The sequence below is a fragment of the Maricaulis salignorans genome (assembly GCF_900103475.1).
GTDB classification, from domain to species: Bacteria; Pseudomonadota; Alphaproteobacteria; order Caulobacterales; family Maricaulaceae; genus Maricaulis; species Maricaulis salignorans.
Genome location: NZ_FNHG01000009.1, coordinates 51,531 through 76,014 on the forward strand (window position 1 = coordinate 51,531; position 24,484 = coordinate 76,014).

The window sequence follows — 24,484 nt, forward strand, 5'->3', positions numbered from 1 at the left end:
GCATGGGCAATGGCATCTGGACGAGGTTTTGTGACCATGAATGGCATCACTTGCTCTGTGTGGCGTGGCGTCCACACATCGCACCACCACCGCGAGAACGAACATCCACCGACCCGATCCCACCTGTGCTCGGGGCTCTACAGGAACTGTGCCTATGCGTAGCTATCTTTTGCTTGTTGTGTCCGCCCTCGCCGCAATTGCGGCCTGGGCTGCACTCATTTTCACCGGGACCGTGAATGGCTGGACCCGCACCGCCCTCGCCGAGCCGGGCGATGTGAGCGGCTTTCTGCAGGCCGCCACCGAAATGATCGACACCGACCATCATGGCAATCTTGGATTTGCTATGCTGGAAAATGGTGAAATCGCCGGAGAATATTATGTCTCCGTTGGCGCGCCGATTGACCGCGACACCAGTTTTCAGGTGGCATCCTTGAGCAAATGGATTTCGGCGGTCGGCATCATGGCGCTGGTCGAGGACGGGACCATTGATCTGGACACACCAATCTCATCCTATCTGCACAGCTGGCAATTGCCCCAAGGCGAGTTCGACAATGACGGCGTCACAGTGCGCCGCCTGCTCAGCCATACCGCTGGTTTGACTGACGGTCTGGGTTATGGCGGGTTTGCGCCGGGGCAGGACATTCAGCCGCTGACCGAGTCGCTGACACATGCTTCTGACGCCTCTCCTGGCGCTGATGGCCGGGTCCGCGTCGGTCTCGAGCCCGGCACACAGTTCGAATATTCCGGCGGTGGCTATTCCCTGCTGCAATTACTGATCGAGGACGTTACTGGCGAGCCGTTCGAAACCTATATGCAGCGCACAGTCTTCCAGCCCCTGGGCATGGAGAACTCGACCTATATCGATGAGGTCAGCGATAACGGCAATCGGGCGGCCCTCTACGATGTCGATGGTACGGAGGCGATCCGCTACCGCTTCGCCGGGCTGGCCCCGACCGCACTCAACAGCTCGACCGCCGATATGGTGCGTTTCCTCCAGTCAAATTTGGCAAACACGGCCGGCGGCATGGCCCGGCCCCACATTCTGCAACCCCAGACCCTTGCCCTGATGCGCCAACCGGAAGCCTCGCAATTCGGACTCGAAATCTGGGGTCTCGGCACCATTCTCTACGCACCAAACGGCCAGGGGGATTTCATCGCCGGACATGACGGCAGCAATGACCCCGCGATCAATTCCGCCGTTCGTTACGATCCGGCAAGTGGCGACGGTATTGTCGTGCTGGAAAGCGGAAACCGTTCTCTCGCCACCCGGATCGCCGGAGAGTGGGTGTTTTGGCAAAGCCACGAGCTCGATGTCCTGAGCTTCACGGGTATCGCTGAAAACATGATTCTGACGATCCTGGCCGGTGCCCTCGTTATAGTCCTCATCACGATCATCTTTGCCGCAAGCCTGGCGTGGCGCCGCCGACGGCGACGCCGCCGCGCTGCTGCGGCGTAACGCCGGGCTGGCGCGAAGCGGCGGGGGTAAAGGACAGGATCGCTCACCCCTCCCCGATCAGGGTGAACCACTCGTCTTCGCTGATCATCTCCAAGCCCAGCTCCGCCGCCTTCTTCGCCTTGGAGCCGGCACCGGGACCGGCGACCACCAGATCCGTCTTGGCCGAGACGCTTCCCGCCACCTTGGCGCCGAGCGATTGTGCCTTGGCTTTCGCTTCGTCGCGGGTCATGCGTTCGAGCGCGCCGGTGAAGACCACGGTCTTGCCGGCCACGGGGCTGTCACTGGCGACGGCCGCGGCATCCTCAATGGTGAGCTGCGCGACCAGGCGGGCGAGCAGATGGCGATTATGCGGCTCGGAGAAGTACTGGTCGAGCGCCTCGACGACGGTTTCCCCGATGCCATCAATACCGAGCATTTCCGCGCGGACGGTCTCGTCGGACAGGTTCTGCGCAGCAGCGCTGAAAGCATCCCAGCTGCCATAGGTCCGTGCTAGCAGGGTCGAGGTATTCTCACCGACATGCCGGATGCCAAGCGCATTCAGGAGACGGGACAGGGCGATCTTGCGGCGGCTCTCTATAGCCGCGAAGAGATTATTGGCGCTGGTCTCGCCCCAGCCTTCGCGCTCCTGGATCGGCGGGACAATCTCGCCGGCCGCATTGCGCGCCCTGAGCGTGAAGATATGCGACGGCTCGGTGATCAGGCCCTCTTCGTGGAAGGCCTCGATCTGCCTGGCGCCCAGCCCCTCGATATCGAAGGCCTTGCGGCTGACGAAGTGGCGCAGACGCTCCTTGATCTGGGCGCCGCAGATCAGCCCGCCGGTACAACGACGCACGACATCAAGCTTGCCGGTCTTCTCGTCATGCTCGCGCACGGCCTGGCTGCCGCAGACCGGGCATTCATGCGGGAAATCGAAGGGCTCACCGCGCTCGGGCCGATCGGCATCAACGGCGCGCACGATCTGGGGGATGACGTCACCGGCGCGCTGGATCACGACGGTATCGCCGATGCGGACATCCTTGCGCGCGATCTCGTCCTCATTGTGCAGGGTCGCATTGGAGACGACGACACCGCCAACCGTGACCGGTTTCAGCCGTGCCACCGGGGTGAGCGAGCCGGTGCGGCCAACCTGGATATCGATACCCTCAAGCACCGTGGTCGCCTGTTCGGCGGGGAATTTATGGGCGATGGCCCAGCGCGGTGCGCGCGCGACCTGGCCGAGGCGGGCCTGCCAGTCGAGCCGGTCGACCTTGTAGACGACGCCGTCGATATCATAGCCCAGGCTGGCGCGTTTGGCCTCGATATCGCGATAGACGGCGATCATCGCCTCAACGCTGTCACAGCGCTGCATCAGCTCATTGATGGTGAAGCCCAAGCCCCTGAAGCGTTGCACGGCCTCCATCTGGGTCGATGCCAGGGGCTCACTGAGCTCGCCCCAGGCATAGGCGAAGAATTTGAGCGGCCGCTGCGCCGTCATCATCGGATCGATCTGACGCAGGGAACCGGCAGCCGCATTGCGCGGATTTTTGTAGGCGGGCTTGCCGGCCGCTTCCTGGCGCTCGTTGAGCGCCGCGAAATCAGCATGGCTCATATAGACCTCGCCGCGCACCTCGACGATTTCGGGCCAATCAGACCCGGACAGGCTCTGCGGGATGTCCTTGAGGGTACGGATATTGGCGGTGACGTCCTCGCCGGTCGTGCCATCGCCGCGCGTCGCGGCGGAGACCAGCTCGCCCTTTACATAGCGCAGGCTGGCTGAGAGCCCGTCAATCTTGGGCTCGGCGGTGATGGCGACCGGCTCGACTTCGGTGAGGCCGAGAAAACGGCGCACGCGGCCGACGAAATCGGCGACATCTTCATCATTGAAGGCATTGCCCAGCGAGAGCATCGGCACCGCATGGGTGATCTCGCCAAACTTGCCCGAGGGTGCCGCACCAACGCGCTGAGTCGGGCTGAACAGATCAACCAGTTGCGGAAAGCGCGCCTCGATGGCCTCGAGCCGCTGGCGCAGGGCGTCATAGACCGCGTCGGAGACCTTGGGCGCATCATTTTGGTAATAGGCCTTGTCATGGCGGCTGATTTCGCGGGCCAGCCGCGCATGCTCGGCGCGCGCCTCGGCCTCGCTCAACATGCCGACATCTTTCAAAGCGCTCATGATTTGCTCGCGTGCTGGGCTATCGGGCCGAATCTAGCCGGTTCCGGGCGCATTGTGGAGCGTTTGTCCGCGAGGTCGAGCGCGCGCTCACACCGCTTTGCAGTCAGCCCCTCAGGCCTCGACCGCCATCAGCTGGTCCGCCTGGGCCCGGGCCGCATCGGTGACTTCGGCACCGGAGAGCATGCGGGCGATCTCCTCGCGGCGGGCATCGCCATCGAGCTGGATCAGGACGGTGCGGACACCGTTCTTGCCATCATCTTCCTTGACGATCTTCCAGTGATGATCAGCCAGGGCAGCAACTTGCGGACTGTGGGTGACCACGAGGGTCTGGCCGGTTTTTGCCAGGCGTTTCAGCCGCCGGCCGACTGCATCGGCGACGGCGCCGCCGACACCCTGATCAACCTCGTCGAACACCAGGACACGGCCATCATCATCGCCGGCGAGCGCCACTTTCAGCGCCAGGCCAAAGCGCGACAGCTCACCGCCAGAGGCGATCTTGTCGAGGGCCCCGAAGGGCGCACCCGGATTGGTCGAGACCTCGAAGCGGACGCTGTCGCAACCTTCCGGCCCGCCATGCTCGGCGTCGGTGACCAAAGCGACGCGAAACTGGGCCTTGTCCATTTTCAACGGCGGCAATTCGGACGCCACAGCCGCAGCAAGCTTTTGCGCCGCGCCATCGCGTGAGCGTGTCAGGGCACCGGCGGCATCGCGATAGAGAGCCTCGGCCGCCTGCACGCTCTTTTCGGCCTCGGCGATACGCTCACCGGCATTCTCGATCGCATCGAGCTGTTCGGCGAAACGGGTCTGCAGGGCGGGCAATTCCTCAATCGCGACTTCATGCTTGCGGGCCAGGGCGCGCAGGGCGAATAATCGCTCCTCGACGCTTTCCAGCCGGCCCGGCTCAACCTCGAAGGCACGCGCCGCGTCGGAGAGCGCATCGCCGGCTTCGGAAAACTCGATCAGCGCCCGCTCGATCGCCGCCGACGCCCGGTCGAGGGCCGAACCGGCATCACCGCCCGCGCTGCCGATCTGGTCACGCACGCGTTCCAGGCCGCGCACAGCGGTGTTGAGCCGGCCCTCAAGCCCGCCACCATCTCCGGCCAGCGCGTCCTGGGCTTCCTGCAGATCGCCGAGCGCCCGCTCGGCCGCCATCAGAAACTGGCGCTCCTCGGCCAGCGCTTCTTCCTCGCCGGGACGCGGCTGCATCTTGTCGATCTCGGCGAGCGCATGGCGCAGGAAATCCTGCTCCTCGGTCGAGGCGGAATGTGCCCGCACCAGTTCATCGAGGCTGTTGCGTGCGGTCGACACTGTCGCCCAGGCCTTGCGACAGGCGTCGCGCAGCTGTGCATTGCCGGCATAGATATCGAGTTGACCGCGATGGGTTTTCGGGTCGAGCAGACCGCGGCCATCATGCTGGCCGTGCACTTCAACGAGGACATCGCCGAGGGAGCGCAGCAGGCCAATACTGGCGGGCTGGTCATTGATATGGGCGCGGCTGCGGCCATCCTCGGCGAGGCGGCGGCGCAGGATCAAGGCTTCACCAGGCTCGACCACCAGGCCGGCCTCTTCGAGCACAGCCCAGGCGGCATGCCCCGGGGCGAGATCAAATTCAGCGGTGGCCGAGGCTTCATCCGTGCCGGCGCGAACCAGGCCACGCTCGGCGCGTTCGCCTGCGGCCAGGCCGAGGGCGCCCAGAAGAATGGACTTACCGGCACCGGTTTCGCCCGTCAGCGCACACAGACCCCGGTCAAAGCCGGCATCGAGGCTGTCGATGAGCACAACATTCCGGATCGAGAGCGATTGCAGCATTCAGGGCGATCGCACCTCCTGCCCGACCTAGCCGAAGATGCGCTGCATGGCGCGTTCAATGAAGGATGGATCACGCTGATTGACAGCATCTTCGATCGCAATGCCTTCGCGCGTCAGCAGGTTATAGCTGTTTTGATACCAGTCGCTGCCCGGGAAGTTATACCCCAGAACCGACGCGACCTGGGTCGCCTCGCTATCGAGGCCAAGGGCCACATAAGCCTCGACCAGGCGGTGCAGCGCCTCGGGAACATGTGATGTTGTGCCGTAGTCGCGCACGACATTCTGGAAGCGATTGACCGCAGCGAGATGATAATTGCGGCGCAGATACCAGCGGCCGATATCCATTTCCTTGCCGGCGAGGTGATCGCGCGTCATGTCGATTTTCAGGCGCGCATCCGTCGCGTAACGGCTTTCGGGATAGCGGCGGACCACCTGCTGCAGCGCATCGAGCGCCTGTTGCGTGATCTGCTGGTCGCGGCCCACATCGACGATCTGCTCGAAATAGCTGATCGCGATGAGATAATAGGCATAGGGCGCGCTGCGATTGCCGGGATGTAGCGAGATGAAGCGGCGGGCGTCGGAGACGGCCTCGTCATATTTGTTGGCCTGGTAATTGGCGAAGGCCGCCATCAGCATCGAGCGCCGGGCCCACTCGGAATAGGGATGCTGACGCTCGACTTCGTCGAACTGGGCGGCGGCAAGCTGATACTGGCCACGCTCCATCGTCGCAAAGGCGTCGGCATAGATCAGCTCAGCCGGCCGCTCGACATAAGCTACCGAAGTATCCGGTCCATTTGCGCAGGCCGCGACAAGAACGGACAGGAAAAGTGTCGGCAACAAACGCGGCAAGAAGGTCATATTGAACACGGCTCAGCAGCTAGGGCGGTCGAATGACCGCCGGTCCAGAAAAGCTTGTAGCGGATCATGCGCCGCGACAAAAGTGCCGCGTCAGGTCAACCGCCGCAATATCAGGAGTTGGCCATCGCCACGTCGTGCTGGCAAGCGTCACGCACTGTAACCATTTTCCAGGCGGACTTGTCGGCCAGCAATGCACGCAGTGCCAGATTATTGATCGCATGACCGGGACGCTGGGCGTGGTAGCGGCCGATAATCGGCGCACCGGCCAGGTAGAGATCGCCCAGCGCATCAAGCGCCTTGTGCCGTGCAAACTCATCGTCGAAGCGCAGCCCTTCAGGGTTTGCGACACCGTCATCATCGAGCACGACAGCATTTTCCATCGACCCGCCCCGCGCCAGACCGGCGGCCAGCAGCGCATCGAGATCCTTGCGGAAACCGAAGGTACGGGCTGCGGCAATATCGGCGGAGAAGATTTCCGGAGTGACTTCGAACACGCAGGTCTGATTGCCGACCGCGCTGTGCTCAAAATTGATTTCGACTTCGATCATCGAGCTCAGGGCCGGCAGAAAACTGGCCCGGCGGCCTTCCGATTCGACGACGACCGGCTTGAGAACCTGGATCGCCCGGCGCGGCGCGGCGAGTTGTTTCAGACCGACGCGATTGACCAGATCGACGAAAGGCGCCGAGGAGCCATCCATCACCGGCAATTCGGGACCATCGATCTCGACAACGGCGTCATCGACACCGAGCCCGGCCAGGGCTGCCATCAAATGCTCAACCGTCGCAACCGAGGCCCCTGCCTCATTGGCGATGGTTGTGCCCAGGCGGACTGTGGTGACATTATCGGCCAGCGCCGCGATCCGGTTGTCACGATCGGTGATGTCGGAACGTACAAAGCTGATACCGGCGCCGGTAGAGGCCGGTTTCAGGACCAGGCGGACACGCTCGCCGGTGTGGAGACCAATGCCTGCGCACACTACAGGTGCCGCCAATGTTTGCCGGTAAATCACAACACAACGCCGTCTGTTCTGGGTCAATAATCAGCGACTTGCGTCGCCCCTCGCCTGCACAGAACGACATGCCGGGTCATCATTCAACTAAAGCTTTGTTGCGATTTGTTACGCGCCCGCCCGACTAGTTCGCCTGACGACGCAGGAAGGCCGGGATTTCGAGATCGCCTTCGTCCACGCTCTCACCGAACAAATCGCCGCTCGCCATGCGAGTGGTTGATTGCACAGGGGTGTTGCGTGTGGTCGGCGCCGCCTTCGGCGCAGGCTCGGCCGGCTTGCGACGGCGTCCGAACAGGGAGAACCCGCCACGCTTCGGCTCGTCTGCAGCCGGTTGGGCGGAATGGCCTGGCGCTTCGCCGGCACGGCGTTGCTCGTAACGGGCATTCAGCGTCGCGGCCTCTTCGGCCAGGCGCGCCTGATCAACGCGAACCTGCGGTGTCTGGGCGCTGACATGATGGGAGTCGTCGGCTTCGGCGACATAGGGATCGCGTGAATTGTCTTCAGGCGCCTGGGCGACGGCATCGCTCAACTCTTCGGCACCAACGGCCATCGGCAGGGCTTCGGCCTGGGCCTCACGGGGCGTCTCGTGACGCTCGCCGGTTTCGGCCCTCTGTTCAGCGGCGACACGGCCGGGACGGTCAGAATTGGTCCGCTTCCACGGCAGGATGGCATCATTGGGTGCGCGTTCCGGGGCCGCTGTACCGCGCAGACGCGAGCGGGGGTCGACGACGGCAACTTCAGCATCGATACCGGTAGCGACCACGGAGACGCGCATGGAGCCTTCCATCGTCTCGTCAAAGGTCGAGCCGACAATGATATTGGCCTCAGGATCGACTTCGGAGCGGATCTCATTGGCCGCTTCGTCGACTTCATACAGCGTCATGTCATAGCCGCCGGTGATATTGATCAGCACGCCGGTCGCGCCGCGCATCGAGACATCGTCGAGCAGCGGGTTGGAAATGGCGGCCTGGGCGGCTTCGATCGCGCGCTTCTCGCCGGAGGCTTCTCCGGTTCCCATCATCGCCTTGCCCATCTCGTTCATAACAGAGCGGACATCGGCAAAATCGAGATTGATCAGGCCGGGCATCACCATCAGATCGGTAATGCCGCGAACGCCGGAATGCAGGACCTGGTCAGCCATGGAGAAGGCTTCGGAGAACGTGGTTTTCTCGGTCGCGATCCGGAACAGATTCTGGTTGGGGATCACGATCAGCGTATCGACATGATCCTGCAGCTGGCCGATGCCGGCCTCCGCCAGTTTCATGCGGCGCGTGCCCTCGAAATGGAACGGCTTGGTGATCACACCCACGGTCAGGATACCCATTTCCCGAGCCGCGCGCGCCACGACAGGCGCTGCGCCAGTCCCGGTACCGCCACCCATGCCGGCAGTGATGAAGACCATGTGTGCACCACCGAGGTGCTCGCGAATTTCGTCGATCGAATCCTCGGCCGATTGCTCGCCCACTTCCGGACGGGCGCCTGCGCCGAGCCCTTCGGTGATCGCCGCCCCCATCTGGATGCGCTTTTCCGCCTGTGAACGGGTCAGGGCCTGGGCATCGGTATTGGCGACAACGAAGTCGACCCCTTCGAGCTTGGACTCGATCATGTTGTTGACGGCATTGCCGCCAGCACCACCGACACCAAACACCACAATGCGAGGGCGCAATTCAGTCGTTTCGGGAAGGGAAAGATTCAACGTCATGCGAGACCTCGTGGCCGAATGGGTTCGGGTAATAATCGATTCACCATGAAGTTTCCGCCTGCGACGCTTAAGCGAGCGTTAAACGTCGTGGAATTTTTCAAGCGGGTGCTGCTGGTCGTGTGAGAAATGCCGGCCGTCTGGCCGGACTCAACTGGCGCGGCGGAGCCCGGTTGCAGGCGTGCCTATCCAGGCCACCACATCAGCCGCAGCCTCAAGGCACACGACTTCATGACCCTGGGCGAGCATGTTGTTGGCGAAGGCATTGATCGTCGCACAGGCACGCAGATCACCAGCCTGGATTATGCCGATACTCATCTTCTGGTAGGCAAATTTGTGAAAGAATTCCGCCACGTGGGGCGCTTCGGAGACGGCAATGCGCATATCGACCAGCCTGAAATCGAGCAGCACACGCTGCACGTCAAGCTGCTCGACGGCAGCGACGATCAACTCGATCGTGTCGACCGCCGACAGCCAGTCCTCGTGGCCGTCGAAGACGACCTCGATATAGCCCGCTGCGCGGTGTGGAATAATGCGACTGAATGACATGAACGCGACCTGTGTGTTTCACAGGCGGTATAACGCGTCTGATGCCGGATAGTCTTACCGCCAGGCTCATTGATTATGAGCTGGGCAGCCCTGTGCAGCGGGTCAGAAGCTCTCGGCGAACCAGCGCCAGACGGCACCCCCGCGCTCGGTTTCACGGGTCGGGTCACGCCGGATCCTCGCGCCTGACATCACGCCAAGCCGTGGCGGTCCGGCAATGGCTTCCGCCGCACCGCGGGTCTCGCGGCGGACGACGCCGGCAACCGCGCTGAAGGCCGGACCGGACACCGCATCACCCAGACCGGTAATGCCGCTTGGTTCTGCAATGCGGACCTGTTTGCCAAACACGCGTGCGGCCAGTTCACCGGTCCCGGGAAGCTGTGACGCCCCGCCCGTCAGGACCAGCCGGCGACCGGAGGTCTTGCTGACGCCGGCAGCATCAAGCCGGTCGCGGATCAGTTCGAATGTCTCTTCCAGCCGGGGCCGGATAATGGAATTGAGCAGGGAGCGCGGCGCCGATCCGTAAATCCGGTCACCGGTCACGGATGGCACTTCAATCATTTGCTGGTCATCGTCCGGACTGTCGAGCGCGGAGCCGTACAGCGTCTTCAGGCGCTCGGCGGCAGCCAGCGGCGTCGACAGGCCGCGCGCGACATCGGAGGTCACATGCGAACCGCCGACAGGCACGGTGTCGATGTGCAGCAGGGCGCCTTCCGCGAAAACGGCGGCCGTGGTGGCACCCGCCCCCATATCGATCAGGGTAGCGCCGAGTTGAACTTCATCATCACCCAGGGCTGAAAGACCAGAGGCATAGGGTGTCGCAACGACGCCCTTGAGGTCGAAATGGCAGCGTTCGACACAGGTCATCAGATTGCGCAATGGCCCGATCGCGGCCGTAATGACATGCACCTCGACGCCCAGCGTGCGCCCGAACATGCCGCGCGGGTCGCGGATGCCGCGATGATCATCGACCGACCAGGCGAGCGGAATGGCGTGCAGCACGACGCGGTCAGCGACGGCGAATTCGGACAGGGCCCCGTCGAGCAGACGGCGCAGATCGCGCTCGGTCACTTCGCGCTGTGGCAGATCGATTTCGGCACCGATACGCGTACTGGTCGGCTGACCGGCCGACAGGGTCAGCGTGACTGAATTGACCGCCTGCCCGGCCATGCGCTCGGCCTGCTCGACCGCGGCACGAATAGCTTCGGCGGCCTCATCCATATCGACGATGGCGCCGGCGCGGACACCGCGGCTCGACTGATGCCCGACACCGACCACGCGCGGACGTGGCCCGGCGATCGTCTGGTCGGTCTTGGCGATGAAACAGGCGATCTTGGACGAGCCAACATCGAGCGCTGCGCACACACCGGGGGTCTTTCCATTTGAACCATTGCGGGCCGTCTGGGGACGTAAAAACTCGAACACACTCATGCTTCATGCTCCCGCATGCCCGCCGCGGCTGCCCGGTCGGGCAGCGCTCTGACAATCAAATCACCCTGCCCGCGCAGGTCGAAACTCTCGGCCGCCAGCCGCAAGACGCCGCGCTCGGCCTGCAAGCGCGCCAGGATGGCAATCGACGCCTGCACATCGCCGGCCGGCAATTTCACATCGGCGCCGGTATCAAGGCGCAGATTCCAGCGTCGTTCACCGACGCGAACCGCGCCGACGACATGGGCACGTATGGCGGGGTGGCGGGCGAGTGCCTCGACAATCTCGACGACGCTGTCATTGGCGCCATCGGCAACCACCAGCGGCAAGGCGGGCGGGTTCATGACATCCGCTTCGGCCAGAACGACACCGTCGCGGTCGATAATATTGAGCACACCCTCAACCTGCCACAGGGCGAAGGCCTCGCGGGTTTCAACCACGATGGAAATCCGGTCCGGCCACAATCGCGCGACCGTCGCCGAACGCACCATGGGCAGCGCTTCGACCCGCGCACGCACAGCGCCGGGGTCGACAGAGAAAAGCGACTGGCCGTCATAGACTTCGGTCGCGAGCACGATGGAGTGGGCAATTTCGTCGCCGGCACCGGTGACATCGACCGAGCGGACCGCAAAGCCCATATCGGCCAGGCGGACCGTGATCTTCTCGCCGCCCAGACGCAACACGTCATCGAGCTGCCCGAACAGAGCCAGGCCGGCGACCGTCGCCAGCAAGAGTGCGGCAGCCGCCATCGCGCCCATACGGGCTGCATTTGCCACTCGGTAACGCGCACTTCTAAATTGGGCTTCCGCCCAGTTACGCAAACGCCGCGGTGCAGACACCGCGGCGGACCGGTGGTTAGACTTGCGACGGGGTGCTTTTCGCGACCCGCCACGTGCTACCTTCGACACGACGCATTCTCCGCCATCCACTCAACGAGATCATTAAACGCGATCCCGCAGAAGAGCGCCTGTTCTGGCGCCAATGAGGTAGGAGTCATGCCCGGTTGGGTGTTAATTTCGAGTAACCATAGCGGTGGATTTGCTGATTCGTCGTAGCGGAAATCGGTGCGTGTCAAGCCACGGCAACCCAGCACCGCGTGTGCCTGCAAGGCCAATTCGCGTGCAAGTTCCGCAATCTCCTCAGGAACATCAGCGGGTAAAATATGAGTCGAACCGCCCGCGGCGTATTTCGCCTCATAATCATAGAACGTCGTGTTGGGGATAATCTCGGTCACGGCAAGCGCCCGATCCTCCATGACCGCGACGGTCAGTTCGCGTCCGGGGATATAGCGTTCGATCAACACCTCCTCGCCCAGCGCCCAGGCGTTCGAGCCGAGCTCGGCCGGCGGCCGGTTGGCGCCTTCCAGCACGATATGCACCCCGACCGATGAGCCTTGTGCGTTGGGTTTGGCGACATAGGGCGGCTTCATCGCGTGGGCCTTGGCAGCCTCGAAACGACTGACGATCAGGCCTTCCGGACAGGGAATGCCCGAGGCGCGCAGCACGGCCTTGGCTTTTTGCTTGTCCATCGCCAGTGCCGAGGCAAGCACGCCGGAATGGGTGTAGGGCTTGCCGAAATGCTCCAGCACGCCCTGCACCATGCCGTCCTCGCCCCATTCGCCATGCAGGGCGTTGAAGACGATATCGGGATTGGCGTCCTTGAGCTGCTGTGCCAGATCGCGGCTGGCATCGACCTCGACAACGTCATAGCCCTTCTCGCGCAAAGCCTTGGCGCAGGCCCGGCCAGAGACCAGCGAGACATCACGCTCCGGCGAGAGCCCGCCGAGCAGGACAGCAATACGTTTGGTCATTTGGATTCCCCTTTGCCCCGCACCCCGATGCGTTTGACTTCCCAGCGTAAATCAACGCCGGACTTGTGTTTCACGCGCGCGCGAACTTCTTCCCCGAGATCCTCCAGATCGGCCGCCGTCGCCGTGCCGTCATTGATCAGGAAATTGCAGTGCTGCTCGGAAAAATGCGCGCCGCCGACGCGCAGGCCGCGGCCGCCGGCCTGGTCGATCAATTGCCAGGTCTTGCGCGCATTCGGCGTGCCGGGTGCATCGGGATTGGCAAAGGTCGAGCCGGAGGTCTTCTCGCGGATCGGCTGGGTCGTCTCGCGCCGCGCGGTGATCGCGTCCATGCGCTCGGTAATGGCCGATGGTTCATCGGCCGTGCCCTGCAGCACCGCCTCGACAAAGATCCAGTCCGCGGGAGCACCGCTATGGCGATAGCCATAGGCGAGCTCGTCCGGCTTGGCGATGATACGCCGTCCGGCACGATCCAGCGCCACCACTTCGACCACCACATCACGGGTTTCCTGCTCATAACAGCCGGCATTCATCCGCAGCGCGCCGCCGATCGTGCCCGGCACGCCGACGAGATATTCCATGCCGGCAATGCCCGCTTTCGCGGCAGCCTTGGCGACCATTTTGTCGAGCGCCCCGGCCCCGGCGCGCAGCCGGTTCTCGCCAAGCGCTTCGGTCCTGGCGAAAGCCCCCGTCAGCCGGATTACCACGCCGGGGACACCGCCATCGCGCACCAGCGTATTGGAGCCGGCGCCGAGCACATGTACGGGAATGTCGTCCGGCGTTTCGCCGAGAAAGCGCGCCAGATCGGTTTCGTCGGCTGGCAGGTAAAGCACCTCGGCCGGACCACCCACACGCAGCCAGGTCACATCGGCAAGCGGTGCAGCCTCGATATATTTTCCGCGGACGAGAGGAAGGCGATTGACCAGGCTCAACCCAGCGCCTCCAGCTCTCCCGGCAGGGCATAGGCCCATTGCGTGATATCGCCGGCGCCGAGACAGACCACGACATCGCCGGCGGCCGCACGGCTGGCGACTTCGGCGGCGACGCTGGAGCGCTCGACCGGATTGGCGTCACGATGGCCGTGGGCGCGCAGGCTCTCAACGAGATGATCGCGATCAATGCCCTCGATCGGGTCTTCGCCGGCAGTATAGACATCGGCGACGAGCACGCTGTCGGCATCATTGAAACAGGTCGAGAAATCGTCGAACAAATCGTGCAGGCGGCTGAAGCGGTGCGGCTGCATCACGGCGATAACCTTGCCGGTGGACGCCTGTCGGGCTGCCTTCAGCACAGCGGTGATCTCGACGGGATGATGGCCGTAATCATCGATAATGCTGGCGCCCTTCCACTCTCCGGTCTTGGTGAAGCGCCGCTTGACGCCGCCAAACTCGGCCAGCGCCTTCTTGCCGGCCGCTTCGGTGAGACCCAGCTCGCGCGCGGTCGCCAGGGCGGCCAGCGTGTTGAGCACATTATGCTCGCCCATCATCGGCAGGAAGACATCGCTCCAGCGCTCCGGCTCCTGGCCGCGAATGCGGAAGCAGACGTCGAAAACACCACCCCTGGCATCGGAGCGCAGATTTTCAATCCGCACATCGGCCTGGGGGTTGAAGCCATAGGTGATCACGCGGCGATCCTGGATGCGGCTGGCCAGGCTCTGGACCTCGGGATGATCGGTGCACAGCACGGCGAAACCGTAAAAGGGCAGGTTCTCGACGAACTGGAAGAAGGCTTCGCGCAGCGTGTCGAAATCGCCGTAATGCTCGAGATGTTCCGGATCGATATTGGTGACAATGGCGACCGTGCCGCGCAGCTTCAGGAATGAGCCATCGGACTCATCCGCCTCGACCGCCATCCAGTCGCCCAGGCCGACCTTGGCGTTGGAACCATAGGCGGAGATGATGCCGCCATTGATCACGGTTGGATCGACACCGGCCGCATCCATCAGCACCGAGACCAGCGAGGTCGTCGTCGTCTTGCCATGCGTGCCGCCAACGGCGACGGCGAATTTCAGCCGCATCAGCTCGGCCAGCATTTCAGCGCGGCGCACGACCGGGATCTTGGCCGCGCGGGCAGCGAGGAGTTCGGGATTATTCGGCCGGATCGCCGAGGAGACGACGATGGCGCCGGCACCGGTGACATTCTCGCCCGCATGACCAATCGCCACCTTGGCGCCTAGCGTGCGCAGACGCTCGACATTGGGATTGGCCTTGATGTCGGAGCCCTGCACCGCATAGCCCAGATTGAGCATCACCTCGGCGATACCGCTCATGCCAATGCCGCCTATGCCGACGAAATGGACCGGGCCGACCGGGAAAGGCAAAGCGGCAAACTTCATGTGAGTGCTCCTCGAACCAGACCGTCGACCGCCTTGGCCAGGGCCTCGGCAGCATCGGGGCGACCCAGCGAACGCGCCGCGGCGGCGCGCTCGGCCAGATCGGCTGGATTGGATAAACGGGTTTGCAAAAGGCCGGCCAGACGCTCGGCCGTGAAATCGGCTTCCGGAATGACATCAGCGGCGAGAGCGGCGACCAGCCCCTCGACATTGGCGCTTTGATGATCATCGGCGGCGATGGCCAGCGGGCAGAAGATCGCCGGACGCCCGACGCCCGCCACTTCGGACACGGTCGAGGCACCGGCGCGCCCGATCACCAGGTGCGCGGCGGCATAGAGCGCACCCACATCCTCGAAGAAAGGCTCGCAGCGGGCATTCACGCCGGCCGACTGGTAGGTTTCACGCGCCATCACCAGAGATTCTTCGCGGGTTTGTTGGACGATATCAAGGCGAGAACGAAGCGATTCCGGGAGTTGGGCGACGGCGACTGGAATGGTTTCCGACAAGAGCCGCGCGCCCAGACTGCCACCGAGGATGAGCAGATTGATCCAGCCATCCGCTGTCAGCGGTGGATAGCCGGCGGCGCGCGCATCCAGGATCGGCTGACGTAGCGGATTGCCGGTCAGCAAATGGTGTTTGCGGCCCGTGACGGACAGCTTGTCAAGCCGCTCGAAACCCGAGGCAATAAAACCGGCCCGGCTCGCGAAGACACGATTGACCCGGCCGAGTACGGCATTCTGTTCGTGGATGGCATAGGCAATGCCCATGGTCTGCGCGGCAGCCAGGGCCGGAAAGGCCGGATAGCCGCCAAAGCCGGCGACGACATCGGGTTTCCAGCGCTTGATGATCGCGCGCGTCTCGCTCAGCCCCTTGGCGAGCTCGACGCCGGCCCGGGCCAGTTTGATCGGGTTCTTCGTCGACGGGCTGGCGGCATGGATCTCGTCAATCGCCACGGCGGGAAAACCGGCCGTGTGCTTGAGACCACGCGCATCGGTGACCAGGCGGATCTGCCAGCCGCGCGCAATCAGCGCCTCGGCGGCAGCGCGAGCGGGAAACATATGCCCGCCGGTTCCACCGGCAGCAATCAGGCAGCGACGCGGCGTCATCCGCCGTACTGCATCGAATAGGCACCGGGACGGCGGCGCGTGAATGCCAGCATCAGGCCAGCCGCAAACGTCAGGGCGAGCATGGACGACCCTCCATTGGAAACGAATGGCAATGTCATGCCCTTCGGCGGGATCAGGTTCAAGTTCACAGAGATGTTGATCAGCGCCTGCAGCCCGAATTGCAGCGCCAGACCGGCCACTGCCAGCTGTGCAAAATGATCATTCAGCCGCATCGCCTGGTTCCAGGCGCGGGTCACCAGAATGGCGAACAGGCCGATAATGGAGAGCGAGGCCAGAAGCCCGAATTCCTCGGTCGCGACGGAAAAGATGAAGTCGGTATTGGCGTCCGGCAGGAGGTGTTTCACCTCGCCCTCGCCCGGCCCCACCCCGGTCAGGCCGCCGCGCGAGATCGCCTCGATCGCGCGATCGATCTGATAGGTTTCATTGCCTTCCGGATTGATGAAGCTCTGCACCCGCGCCGCCACGTGCGGCAGCGTCATATAGGCCAGGCCCGAGCCGGTCACCGCCAGCCCACCGAGAACGGAAACCCACAGCCAGGACAAGCCGGACGCGAAGAAGACACCGCCAAAGCACAGGGTCAGCAGCACCGACTGGCCGAAGTCCGGCTGCACCATCAGCAGGCCGATCGCGGCAACAAACAGGATGAAGGCAATCAGCCGTCCCGGGATCGGTGCGCCGCGTTTCTCTTCGGCAAACAGCCAGGCGACGGTGACCAGCAGGGCCGGTTTGAGAAATTCCGAAGGCTGCAGCGAGAAGGAGCCAAGGCGCAGCCAGCGGGTCGCGCCCTTGACCTCATGGCCGATGAACAGGATCGCGACCATCAGCACGAACGACCCGACCAGAACCAGCGCTGCCAGCCGGCGCGCACCTTTCGGGCTGAGGCTGGAAATGGCCAGCATGCCGATAATGCCCAGCACAGCGAACACGCCCTGCCGGTAGAGAAAATGGAAGGGGTCATCGAGACCAAGCCGGGCCGCGGCAGCCGGGCTTGACGCCATCGACAGCACAATCCCGGTCGTGATCAGGGCCAGGATGACGAAAAGCAGGGTGCGATCAATGCCGCGCCACCAGGAAGCGACGGCCCGGGGCAGCGTCTGGATCATTGGTCTGGCCCCGCGGGAGATGCCGGCCATTCAAGCGCCGCGACCAGCGCGCGGAAGGCATCGCCGCGCGCTTCGAAATGGGCGAACTGGTCGAAGGATGCGGCCGCCGGCGACAGCAGCACCACAGCGCCGGGCCGGCCATCGGCGATCGCATCGCGACAGGCCGCCGCCGTCGCGGTCGCCAGATCACCGCAACGCTCATAGGCCAGCTTTCCGTCGAGATCCTTGGCAAAGCGGGCCTCGGCCTCGCCGATCAGATAGGCCTTGGCGATGCGCGGATAGAGATGCGCCAGGGCTGCCAGCCCACCCGATTTCGGGCGGCCGCCGGCGATCCAGTAGATCGGGTCATAACAGGCCAGCGCCTGCATGGCGGCCTCGGCATTGGTCGCCTTGCTGTCATTGATGAAGCGCACACCGCCCAGCTGGCCGACCTCTTCCTGGCGATGCGCCAGGCCACCAAAGCTCTCAATGGCCTCGGCAGCGACGCGCGAGCCGATGCCGAGCACACGCACGGCGGCCAGGGCCGCGGCAATATTCTGGGCGTTGTGCCGGCCCGGCAGCGCCCGGGCGCGGCTGAGCTGCAGCACGGGGCGCGGCGCGATATCGAGCGCCTCATAGACCTGGTCACCCAGCGCATAGACACCGCGCGACACCACGCGCCCGGCCGAAATCGGCAGGACCTGCGCATCGGGGCGTTTCATCCGCAGGCGCGAATAATAATCGCGGGTCGGATCATCATCGACGCCGATCACCGCAATGCCCGCCTCCCCCTGCATCGCGAACAGGCGTTGCTTGGCGCTAAAATAGCCGGCGAAATCGCCATGGCGGTCGATGTGATCCGGCGTCATGTTGAGCAGGATGGCGACATCGCATTCCAGGCTCCGGGTCAGATCAATCTGGTAGGAGGAGAGCTCCAGCACGAAATAGGAGCCCGGACGCGGCGGTTCCTGGGCCAGAACGGCATCGCCGATATTGCCCGCCACGGTCACATTACGGCCCGCCTCGCGCAGGATATGGCCGATCAGGGCCGTGGTGGTGGATTTGCCGTTCGTACCGGTAATGCCGATGATTTTCGGGCGCCGCTTGGCCGGCATCGCCAGGACTTCCAGCGCGAAAAGTTCGATATCGCCGATCACCGGCGCCCCGACGGCATGCGCCAGTTCGACCATACGATGCGGCTTGGGGTGGGTCAGCGGCACACCCGGCGACAACACCAGCGCGGCGATATCGCCCCAGTCACGCCGGTTGAGATCGTCGAGCACAAGGCCCTCGGCCTCGGCAGCGGCCCGCGAGGCGTCGGAATCATCCCAGGCCGAGACCTCGGCCCCGCCTGCCAGCAAGGCGCGGACCGTCGCCAGACCGGTACGTCCCAGTCCAAAAACGGCGACGCGGCGCCCCTTGAAGGCATGGACCGGTATCATCGCCTATCTCAGCTTGAGCGTGGCAAGGCCGACCAGCGCGAGCACCACGGCGATGATCCAGAAGCGGATCACGATGGTCGCTTCGGCCCAGCCCTTTTTCTCGTAATGGTGATGGATGGGGGCCATGCGGAAGACGCGCTTGCCGGTCAGTTTGAAACTGGCGACCTGGACCATGACCGAAACCATTTCCAGCACGAACAGCCCGCCGACAATCGCCAGCACGATCTCATGCTTGACCGCGACCGCGATCACGCCAAGCGCACCGCCCAGCGAGAGCGAACCGGTATCGCCCATGAAGATCATGGCCGGCGGCGCATTCCACCACAAGAACCCGAGACCGGCGCCCAGCAAGGCGCCGCAGAAGACGAGGATTTCCCCCGTCCCCGGCGTGTAGAGGACCTGCAGATACTCGGCGAAATCGACCCGGCCCACGACATAGGCGATGACGCCGAAGGTCGCGGCAGCGATCATCACCGGCACGATGGCAAGCCCGTCGAGCCCGTCCGTCATATTGACCGCATTGCCCGATCCGACAATCACCAGGCAGCCAAACACCAGGAAGAGCGGGCCGAGATTGAACAGGAAATCCTTGAAGAAGGGGAAGGTGATCGAGGTCGTCACCGCCGGGTCCATGCCATTGGCCGTCGCTGTCGCCGTGGCCCACCAGACCGCGATCAGCGCGATGGTGAATTCGCCAGCGAGTTTGAGCTTGCCGCCCAGCCCGTCCGTCGTCTGTTTGGTGACTTTCTGATAGTCGTCGATGAAACCGATCAGGCCGAAGCCGGCGGTGACGAAAATCACAATCCAGACATAGGCATTGCTCAGATCAGCCCATAACAGCGTCCCGACCATCACCCCGAGCAGGATCAGGAAACCGCCCATGGTCGGCGTGCCCGCCTTTTCGATCACATGACGCTCGATACCTTCGGCGCGGATCGGCTGACCCCGGCCCTGCTTGCGGCGCAACCAGCCAATCATCGGCTGACCGAAGACGAAAGCGATCAGCATCGCCGTCATCAGGGCGCCGCCTGAGCGGAAGGTGATATAGCGAAACAGGTTGGCGATCTGGAAGTCGTCCGCCATCGGCGCAAACAGCAAATACAGCATGGGCGGATCAGGCCTCCGTCAGGTTGAAAGCCGAGCCGTCGGCCAGGACAGCGGCGATTTTATGAAGACCGGAGCCATTCGACCCCTTGATCAGAACGACATCACCGGCACGAATGGCCGAAGCCACCATCTCCCGGCCCTCGCCGGCATTGGCCGCATAACCGGCGCGCAAGCGATCAGGCAAGTGATCGTGCAGCTCGCGCATCAGTGCTCCACAGCTAAACACAGCGTCGACATTCGCCTCGACCAGGGCCGGCGCCAGGCCGCGATGCAGTTGCGGGGACTGCGGGCCGAGTTCCAGCATGTCGCCAAGCACGGCGATGCGGCGCCCGCCTGCGCCCGGTGTGGCACTACCCAGCGAGGCAATCGCGGCGGCCATCGAGACGGGATTGGCGTTATAGGCGTCGTCGAGCAGGGTGAAATGCCCGCCTTTTGGCAGAGCGACCTCAATGGCGCGGCCACGGCCTGCCTCGGCATCGACGGTGCGCAAGGTCTCGGCGACCTGGCGCGGATCGAGCCCTGAAGCGGCAGCGGCGGCAAACACCGCGCCGGCATTCCAGGCCCAGTGCTCGCCGGTGGCAGCGAGATGGAAAGGGACACGCACGCCCATCACATTGACGACGCCATCGCTGCCACCCAGCCCGGTCTCAAAGGATTCCATCCGGATCGCGGCTTTGGCACTGCGTCCGAAATCGAGCATGAAGGCGGCACTCGAACGTTTGGCATGGCTGGCCAGCCGCTCGGCCAGGGGATCATCGGCGGGATAGATGGCCACACCGTCCGGCTCGAGACCTTCATAGATTTCGGCCTTGGCATCGGCGATCGCCTCGATCGTGCCGAGATGCTCCAGATGCGCCGGCGCGATGCGGGTGATCAGGGCGATATGCGGGCGCACCAGATTGGCGAGATCGTGGATTTCGCCGGCATGGTTCATGCCCAGCTCGAAGACGGCGCGCTGCGTCTCGGCCGGCATGCGCGCGAGGGTCAGGGGCACGCCCCAGTGATTATTGTAGGATTTGACGCTCCAGTGCGCCGGTCCGGCTGCGCGCAGGACAGCGGCCAGGGCTTCCTTGACGCTGGTCTTGCCGACACTGCCGGTCACCGCGATACGCACCGCACTGCTGCGGTCACGCGCCGCCGCACCGAGCGCGCGCAGGGCGCGCAGCGTGTCCTTCACCTGCAATGCCGGGCCCGGGCAGTTGGACGTGTCGGTGACGAGGCAGGCGGCGGCACCGCGCGCCATCGCGTCAGTGATGAATTCATGCCCGTCGCGCACATCCTTGAGCGCCACGAAAAGATCGCCCGGCATGATGGATCGCGTATCAATCGACAGGCCCGAACAGGTCCAGTCGAGATCGCCGGTGAGCATGCCGCCGGTTGCGGCCATCGCCTGCCTGGCGGTCCACAGGGGTTTAAGCATCTTCACCCTCCTGTCTCAGATACGCCTTGCGGCCGAGCAGCGCCTTGCGGCCCTCCTCGCGGTCGTCGAATGGATGCACAATGCCGGCGATGGTCTGACCGGTCTCATGGCCCTTGCCTGCCAGCAGAAGGCAGTCGCCCGGCTGCAACAGGGCAACGCCGCGCGCGATGGCGGCGGCGCGGTCGGCTATCTCTTCTGCGTCCGGACACCCGTCCAGGATCGCCGCGCGGATCAGCGCCGCATCCTCGGAGCGCGGATTGTCGTCGGTGACGATGACATGATCGGCCTGGCGGGCGGCGATCTCGCCCATCTTGACCCGTTTGGTCGCATCGCGATCGCCGCCGCAGCCGAACACCAGAATGATGCGGCCACGCGTATGGGGACGCGCCGAGCGCAGTAATTTGTCCAGTCCGTCAGGCGTATGCGCATAATCGACCAGTACCGGGGCCGCCGCCTCGGTCTCGCCGACCTTCTCCAGCCGTCCGGGCACGCCGCCCAGCTGGCCCAGCGTTTTGAGCACGATATTGAGGGCGACACCCTCGACCAGGGCGATGGCGGCGGCGCCGAGCGCATTGAGAATCTGGAATTCGCCGACCAGCGGCACTTCAACCTGATGCTCGACACCGCGCCAGGCGAAGACAACATCCTGGCTCGCTGGACGCGGAGTAATCTCGCGGATCTGGAGATCGCTGCCGCGCCAGCCAATCGTCGTCAGTTTCAATCCGCGCGCGCGGGCGAGCCCGGCCATGCGCTCCCCCCACTCGGAATCGACATTGATAACCGCCAGGGCGCCGTCTGGCAGGCGCTCGGTGAAGAGCAAAGCCTTGGATGCGAAATAGTCGTCGAAATCGGGGTGATAATCGAGATGATCCTGGGTCAGATTCGTGAAGGCACCGATCGTCAGGCGCGCCCCGTCCATCCGTCTCTGCTTCAGACCATGGCTGGAGGCCTCCATCGCCAGATGGGTGACACCATCGGCGGCGAGCGCATCGAGCGCATGGTGCAGGGCGACCGCGTCAGGCGTCGTGTAACCGGTGGTTTCGAGCGAGGCACCGCGCGCAACGCCGAGCGTTCCCAGGCTGGCGCCATCAATCCCGGCTGCCGCCCAGATCTGGCGCAGGAATTCAACCGTCGAGCTTTTGCCATTGGTACCGGTGATGGCGACGATATGTTCAGGCTGGCGCGGATAGAAGCGCGCCGCCATCGCGGCCAGTTCGGCCGCCGCGTCATCGACAATGATCACAGGCACATCGAGCCCGGCAATCGCCTGGTCGGACAGGATCGCGACGGCGCCCTGCGCCACGGCCTGCGGCGCGAAGGCACTGCCATGCAGCTTCACCCCCGGCAGGGCAGCAAACAGAAAGCCGGGCTTCACGGCCCGGCTGTCCAGCGTCAGGCCGGCGATCTCGATCTGGTCGATCGCAGGCGTCGCGTGTCCTGGTGTGAGCAGCTCGGACAGGGTCAAGGGATGGCCTCCGGCATCAGGGCCGCCCGCACCAGCGCCGCGCGCTCATTATGATCGGCATCGGAGCGGTCGACGCCGAGAATGGGCGCGATGCGGGACACGATCTGGCCCACGGCAGGTGCTGCGGTCCAGCCACCGGTGGAATAGCCATGGGTCGATTCATTGCCATGCGGCTCGTCGAGCAGGACCAGGATGGCATATTGCGGGTCATCATAGGGAAACACCGCCGAGAAGGAGGAGATCAGCCGGTTGCGGTCATAGCCGCCGCGCGAGGGTTTTTCCGCCGTCCCGGTCTTGCCCGCGACGAGATAGCCGGGTGCCTCGGCGCGCCCGCCCGTACCATCGGTGACATTCTCGCGCATCAGCGCCATCACGTCGCGCGCCGCGCTCGCTTCCATCACCCGCTCGCCGACAATCGTTTCGTCGGCAGCGACAGGTTGCAGGGTCGGGGCGACATAAATACCGTCATTGGCGATGGCGGCAAAGGCGGCGATTGTGGCGATCGGGCTGACGGCGAGACCGTGACCATAGGAAATTGTCGCCGTTTCCGTCGGGCCCCAATTGCGCGGCAGCAGCGGATCAGCGCTTTCGGCCAGCTCGATCGGCGCGCGCTCAAGCAGGCGCATCCGGCCGAGAAATTCTCTCTGCCCCTCGGATCCGACTTCCAGCGCAATGCGCGAGGAGCCGATATTGGAGGAATGGATGAAGATTTCCGACAGGGTCAGCCAGCGGTTCTCGCCATGAAAATCATGGATGGTGTGACCGCCGATCTGCAGCGGCTCGGTCGCGTCAAACCCGCTTTCCAGCGTTGCCGCACCGGATTCCAGCGCCATCGCGACGGTGAAGGCCTTAAAGGTCGAACCCATTTCATAGACGGACTGGGCGCTGCGATTGAGACGTTCATCATTGGAGGCATCATTGGGCCGGTTGGGATCATAATCGGGCAGCGACACCATGCCGACGATCTCGCCGGTGCGCACATTCATCACAATACCCGAGGCCGCGAGCGCACTGAACTCGTCCATCGTCGTGCGCAGGACTTCATCAAGATGGAATTGCACGCCCATATCGATCGACAGCGCCACCGGACGTCCATCGCTCGAGGACAGGGCTGCATCGAAGGAGCGCTCGGCACCGGCCAGCCCGTGCAGATCGCGATCCGTATAGCCGACGATATGCGCCGCCAGCCGGCCGCGCGGATAGACCCGGCGCGGCTCGAGCCGAAAATCCAGCCCCGGCAGTCCAAGCGAGAAGACCGCCTGGCGTTGGCGCGGGGTGAGGTTTCTGCGCACCCAGACGAAACGGCGGTGCGAGGACAGGTCACGCGTGACCGCCTCGACATCGAGATCGGGCAGGACGCCGGCGAGGGCCTCGGCGGTTTCGGCGGCATCCCAGACCAGGCTCGGATCGGCAAACAGGGAATGGGTCTGCAGGGTCGTCGCCAGCACCTGGCCGGTGCGGTCAAACAGATCGCCGCGCGTCGTCTCGGCCAGCACCGGGCGGGTCGCAGCGGCATGGGCCGGACTGGTCACGGCCAGTTCGATGGCGCGCAGGCCGAGCACGCCGAAACAGAGTGCCAGGCTCAGCCCGACAATCTTCAGCCGCCCGCGCGCAGCATCGAGCGCCTTGATTTCCGTACTTTCGATCCGCAGCAGGCGTGACATGTCGGCCGGCGCGGCCTCGGCCATGGGTGGCGGGCCGACGCTGCGGGATTCGGCTGAGACTTGACGGCGAAAAGGCCACC

19 protein-coding genes are annotated in these 24,484 nt (G+C 64.1%); 1 reads left to right on the plus strand and 18 read right to left on the minus strand.

Going from position 1 to position 24,484, the window contains the following annotated elements; translation table 11 throughout:
• Positions 1–154: 154 nt before the first annotated feature.
• Positions 155–1,456, plus strand: coding sequence for a serine hydrolase domain-containing protein (locus BLT42_RS08625; protein ID WP_233342402.1), 1,302 nt, complete (start codon positions 155–157; stop codon positions 1,454–1,456).
• Positions 1,457–1,499: 43 nt separating this feature from the next.
• Here the strand turns inward: BLT42_RS08625 and ligA are convergent, their stop codons facing one another.
• The 18 genes from ligA to BLT42_RS08715 all read right to left on the minus strand — a co-directional run bounded on the left by ligA (position 1,500) and on the right by BLT42_RS08715 (position 24,428).
• On the minus strand, positions 1,500–3,608 hold the full coding sequence (gene ligA, locus BLT42_RS08630) for an NAD-dependent DNA ligase LigA (protein ID WP_091769775.1): 2,109 nt from the start codon (positions 3,606–3,608) through the stop codon (positions 1,500–1,502).
• Positions 3,609–3,719: 111 nt separating this feature from the next.
• The gene (gene recN / locus BLT42_RS08635) at positions 3,720–5,417 is read right to left on the minus strand and encodes a DNA repair protein RecN (RefSeq protein WP_091769777.1); all 1,698 of its coding nucleotides are present in this window, start codon (positions 5,415–5,417) and stop codon (positions 3,720–3,722) included.
• 27 nt (positions 5,418–5,444) lie between these two features.
• On the minus strand, positions 5,445–6,275 hold the full coding sequence (locus BLT42_RS08640; protein ID WP_091769888.1) for an outer membrane protein assembly factor BamD: 831 nt from the start codon (positions 6,273–6,275) through the stop codon (positions 5,445–5,447).
• 110 nt (positions 6,276–6,385) lie between these two features.
• Positions 6,386–7,267 carry a UDP-3-O-acyl-N-acetylglucosamine deacetylase gene (gene lpxC, locus BLT42_RS08645; RefSeq protein WP_233342403.1) on the minus strand — a complete coding sequence of 294 codons (882 nt, stop codon included), beginning with the start codon at positions 7,265–7,267 and terminating at the stop codon, positions 6,386–6,388.
• Positions 7,268–7,409: 142 nt separating this feature from the next.
• The gene (ftsZ, locus tag BLT42_RS08650; protein ID WP_091769781.1) at positions 7,410–8,987 is read right to left on the minus strand and encodes a cell division protein FtsZ; all 1,578 of its coding nucleotides are present in this window, start codon (positions 8,985–8,987) and stop codon (positions 7,410–7,412) included.
• Positions 8,988–9,134: 147 nt separating this feature from the next.
• On the minus strand, positions 9,135–9,533 hold the full coding sequence (locus tag BLT42_RS08655; protein ID WP_091769783.1) for a hypothetical protein: 399 nt from the start codon (positions 9,531–9,533) through the stop codon (positions 9,135–9,137).
• 102 nt (positions 9,534–9,635) lie between these two features.
• Positions 9,636–10,961 (minus strand): cell division protein FtsA, encoded by a 1,326-nt coding sequence (gene ftsA, locus BLT42_RS08660; protein WP_091769785.1) that lies wholly within the window; start codon positions 10,959–10,961, stop codon positions 9,636–9,638.
• The gene (locus BLT42_RS08665) at positions 10,958–11,734 is read right to left on the minus strand and encodes a cell division protein FtsQ/DivIB (RefSeq protein ID WP_143024093.1); all 777 of its coding nucleotides are present in this window, start codon (positions 11,732–11,734) and stop codon (positions 10,958–10,960) included. Before BLT42_RS08665 ends, ftsA begins: the two co-directional genes overlap by 4 nt.
• Positions 11,735–11,853: 119 nt before the next feature.
• Complete coding sequence (locus tag BLT42_RS08670) at positions 11,854–12,768, minus strand: D-alanine--D-alanine ligase (RefSeq protein ID WP_091769789.1); 915 nt, start codon at positions 12,766–12,768, stop codon at positions 11,854–11,856.
• Positions 12,765–13,736, minus strand: a complete 972-nt coding sequence (murB, locus tag BLT42_RS08675) for a UDP-N-acetylmuramate dehydrogenase (protein ID WP_176780304.1) — start codon at positions 13,734–13,736, stop codon at positions 12,765–12,767. Before murB ends, BLT42_RS08670 begins: the two co-directional genes overlap by 4 nt.
• Positions 13,694–15,100 (minus strand): UDP-N-acetylmuramate--L-alanine ligase, encoded by a 1,407-nt coding sequence (murC, locus tag BLT42_RS08680; protein WP_091769793.1) that lies wholly within the window; start codon positions 15,098–15,100, stop codon positions 13,694–13,696. The genes murB and murC overlap by 43 nt, the downstream gene beginning before the upstream one ends.
• Positions 15,097–16,203, minus strand: a complete 1,107-nt coding sequence (murG, locus tag BLT42_RS08685) for an undecaprenyldiphospho-muramoylpentapeptide beta-N-acetylglucosaminyltransferase (protein WP_091769795.1) — start codon at positions 16,201–16,203, stop codon at positions 15,097–15,099. Before murG ends, murC begins: the two co-directional genes overlap by 4 nt.
• Positions 16,200–17,327 (minus strand): putative lipid II flippase FtsW, encoded by a 1,128-nt coding sequence (gene ftsW, locus BLT42_RS08690; protein WP_091769890.1) that lies wholly within the window; start codon positions 17,325–17,327, stop codon positions 16,200–16,202. The genes murG and ftsW overlap by 4 nt, the downstream gene beginning before the upstream one ends.
• Positions 17,324–18,748: a UDP-N-acetylmuramoyl-L-alanine--D-glutamate ligase gene (gene murD / locus BLT42_RS08695; protein ID WP_091769796.1), complete on the minus strand. Its 1,425-nt coding sequence runs from the start codon at positions 18,746–18,748 to the stop codon at positions 17,324–17,326. Before murD ends, ftsW begins: the two co-directional genes overlap by 4 nt.
• Positions 18,749–18,751: 3 nt before the next feature.
• Positions 18,752–19,855 carry a phospho-N-acetylmuramoyl-pentapeptide-transferase gene (gene mraY / locus BLT42_RS08700; RefSeq protein WP_091769798.1) on the minus strand — a complete coding sequence of 368 codons (1,104 nt, stop codon included), beginning with the start codon at positions 19,853–19,855 and terminating at the stop codon, positions 18,752–18,754.
• A gap of 7 nt (positions 19,856–19,862) precedes the next feature.
• Complete coding sequence (locus tag BLT42_RS08705) at positions 19,863–21,275, minus strand: UDP-N-acetylmuramoyl-tripeptide--D-alanyl-D-alanine ligase (RefSeq protein ID WP_091769800.1); 1,413 nt, start codon at positions 21,273–21,275, stop codon at positions 19,863–19,865.
• Complete coding sequence (locus BLT42_RS08710; protein WP_091769802.1) at positions 21,268–22,740, minus strand: UDP-N-acetylmuramoyl-L-alanyl-D-glutamate--2,6-diaminopimelate ligase; 1,473 nt, start codon at positions 22,738–22,740, stop codon at positions 21,268–21,270. Before BLT42_RS08710 ends, BLT42_RS08705 begins: the two co-directional genes overlap by 8 nt.
• Complete coding sequence (locus BLT42_RS08715; protein WP_176780305.1) at positions 22,737–24,428, minus strand: peptidoglycan D,D-transpeptidase FtsI family protein; 1,692 nt, start codon at positions 24,426–24,428, stop codon at positions 22,737–22,739. Before BLT42_RS08715 ends, BLT42_RS08710 begins: the two co-directional genes overlap by 4 nt.
• Between the last annotated feature and the right edge of the window lie 56 nt (positions 24,429–24,484).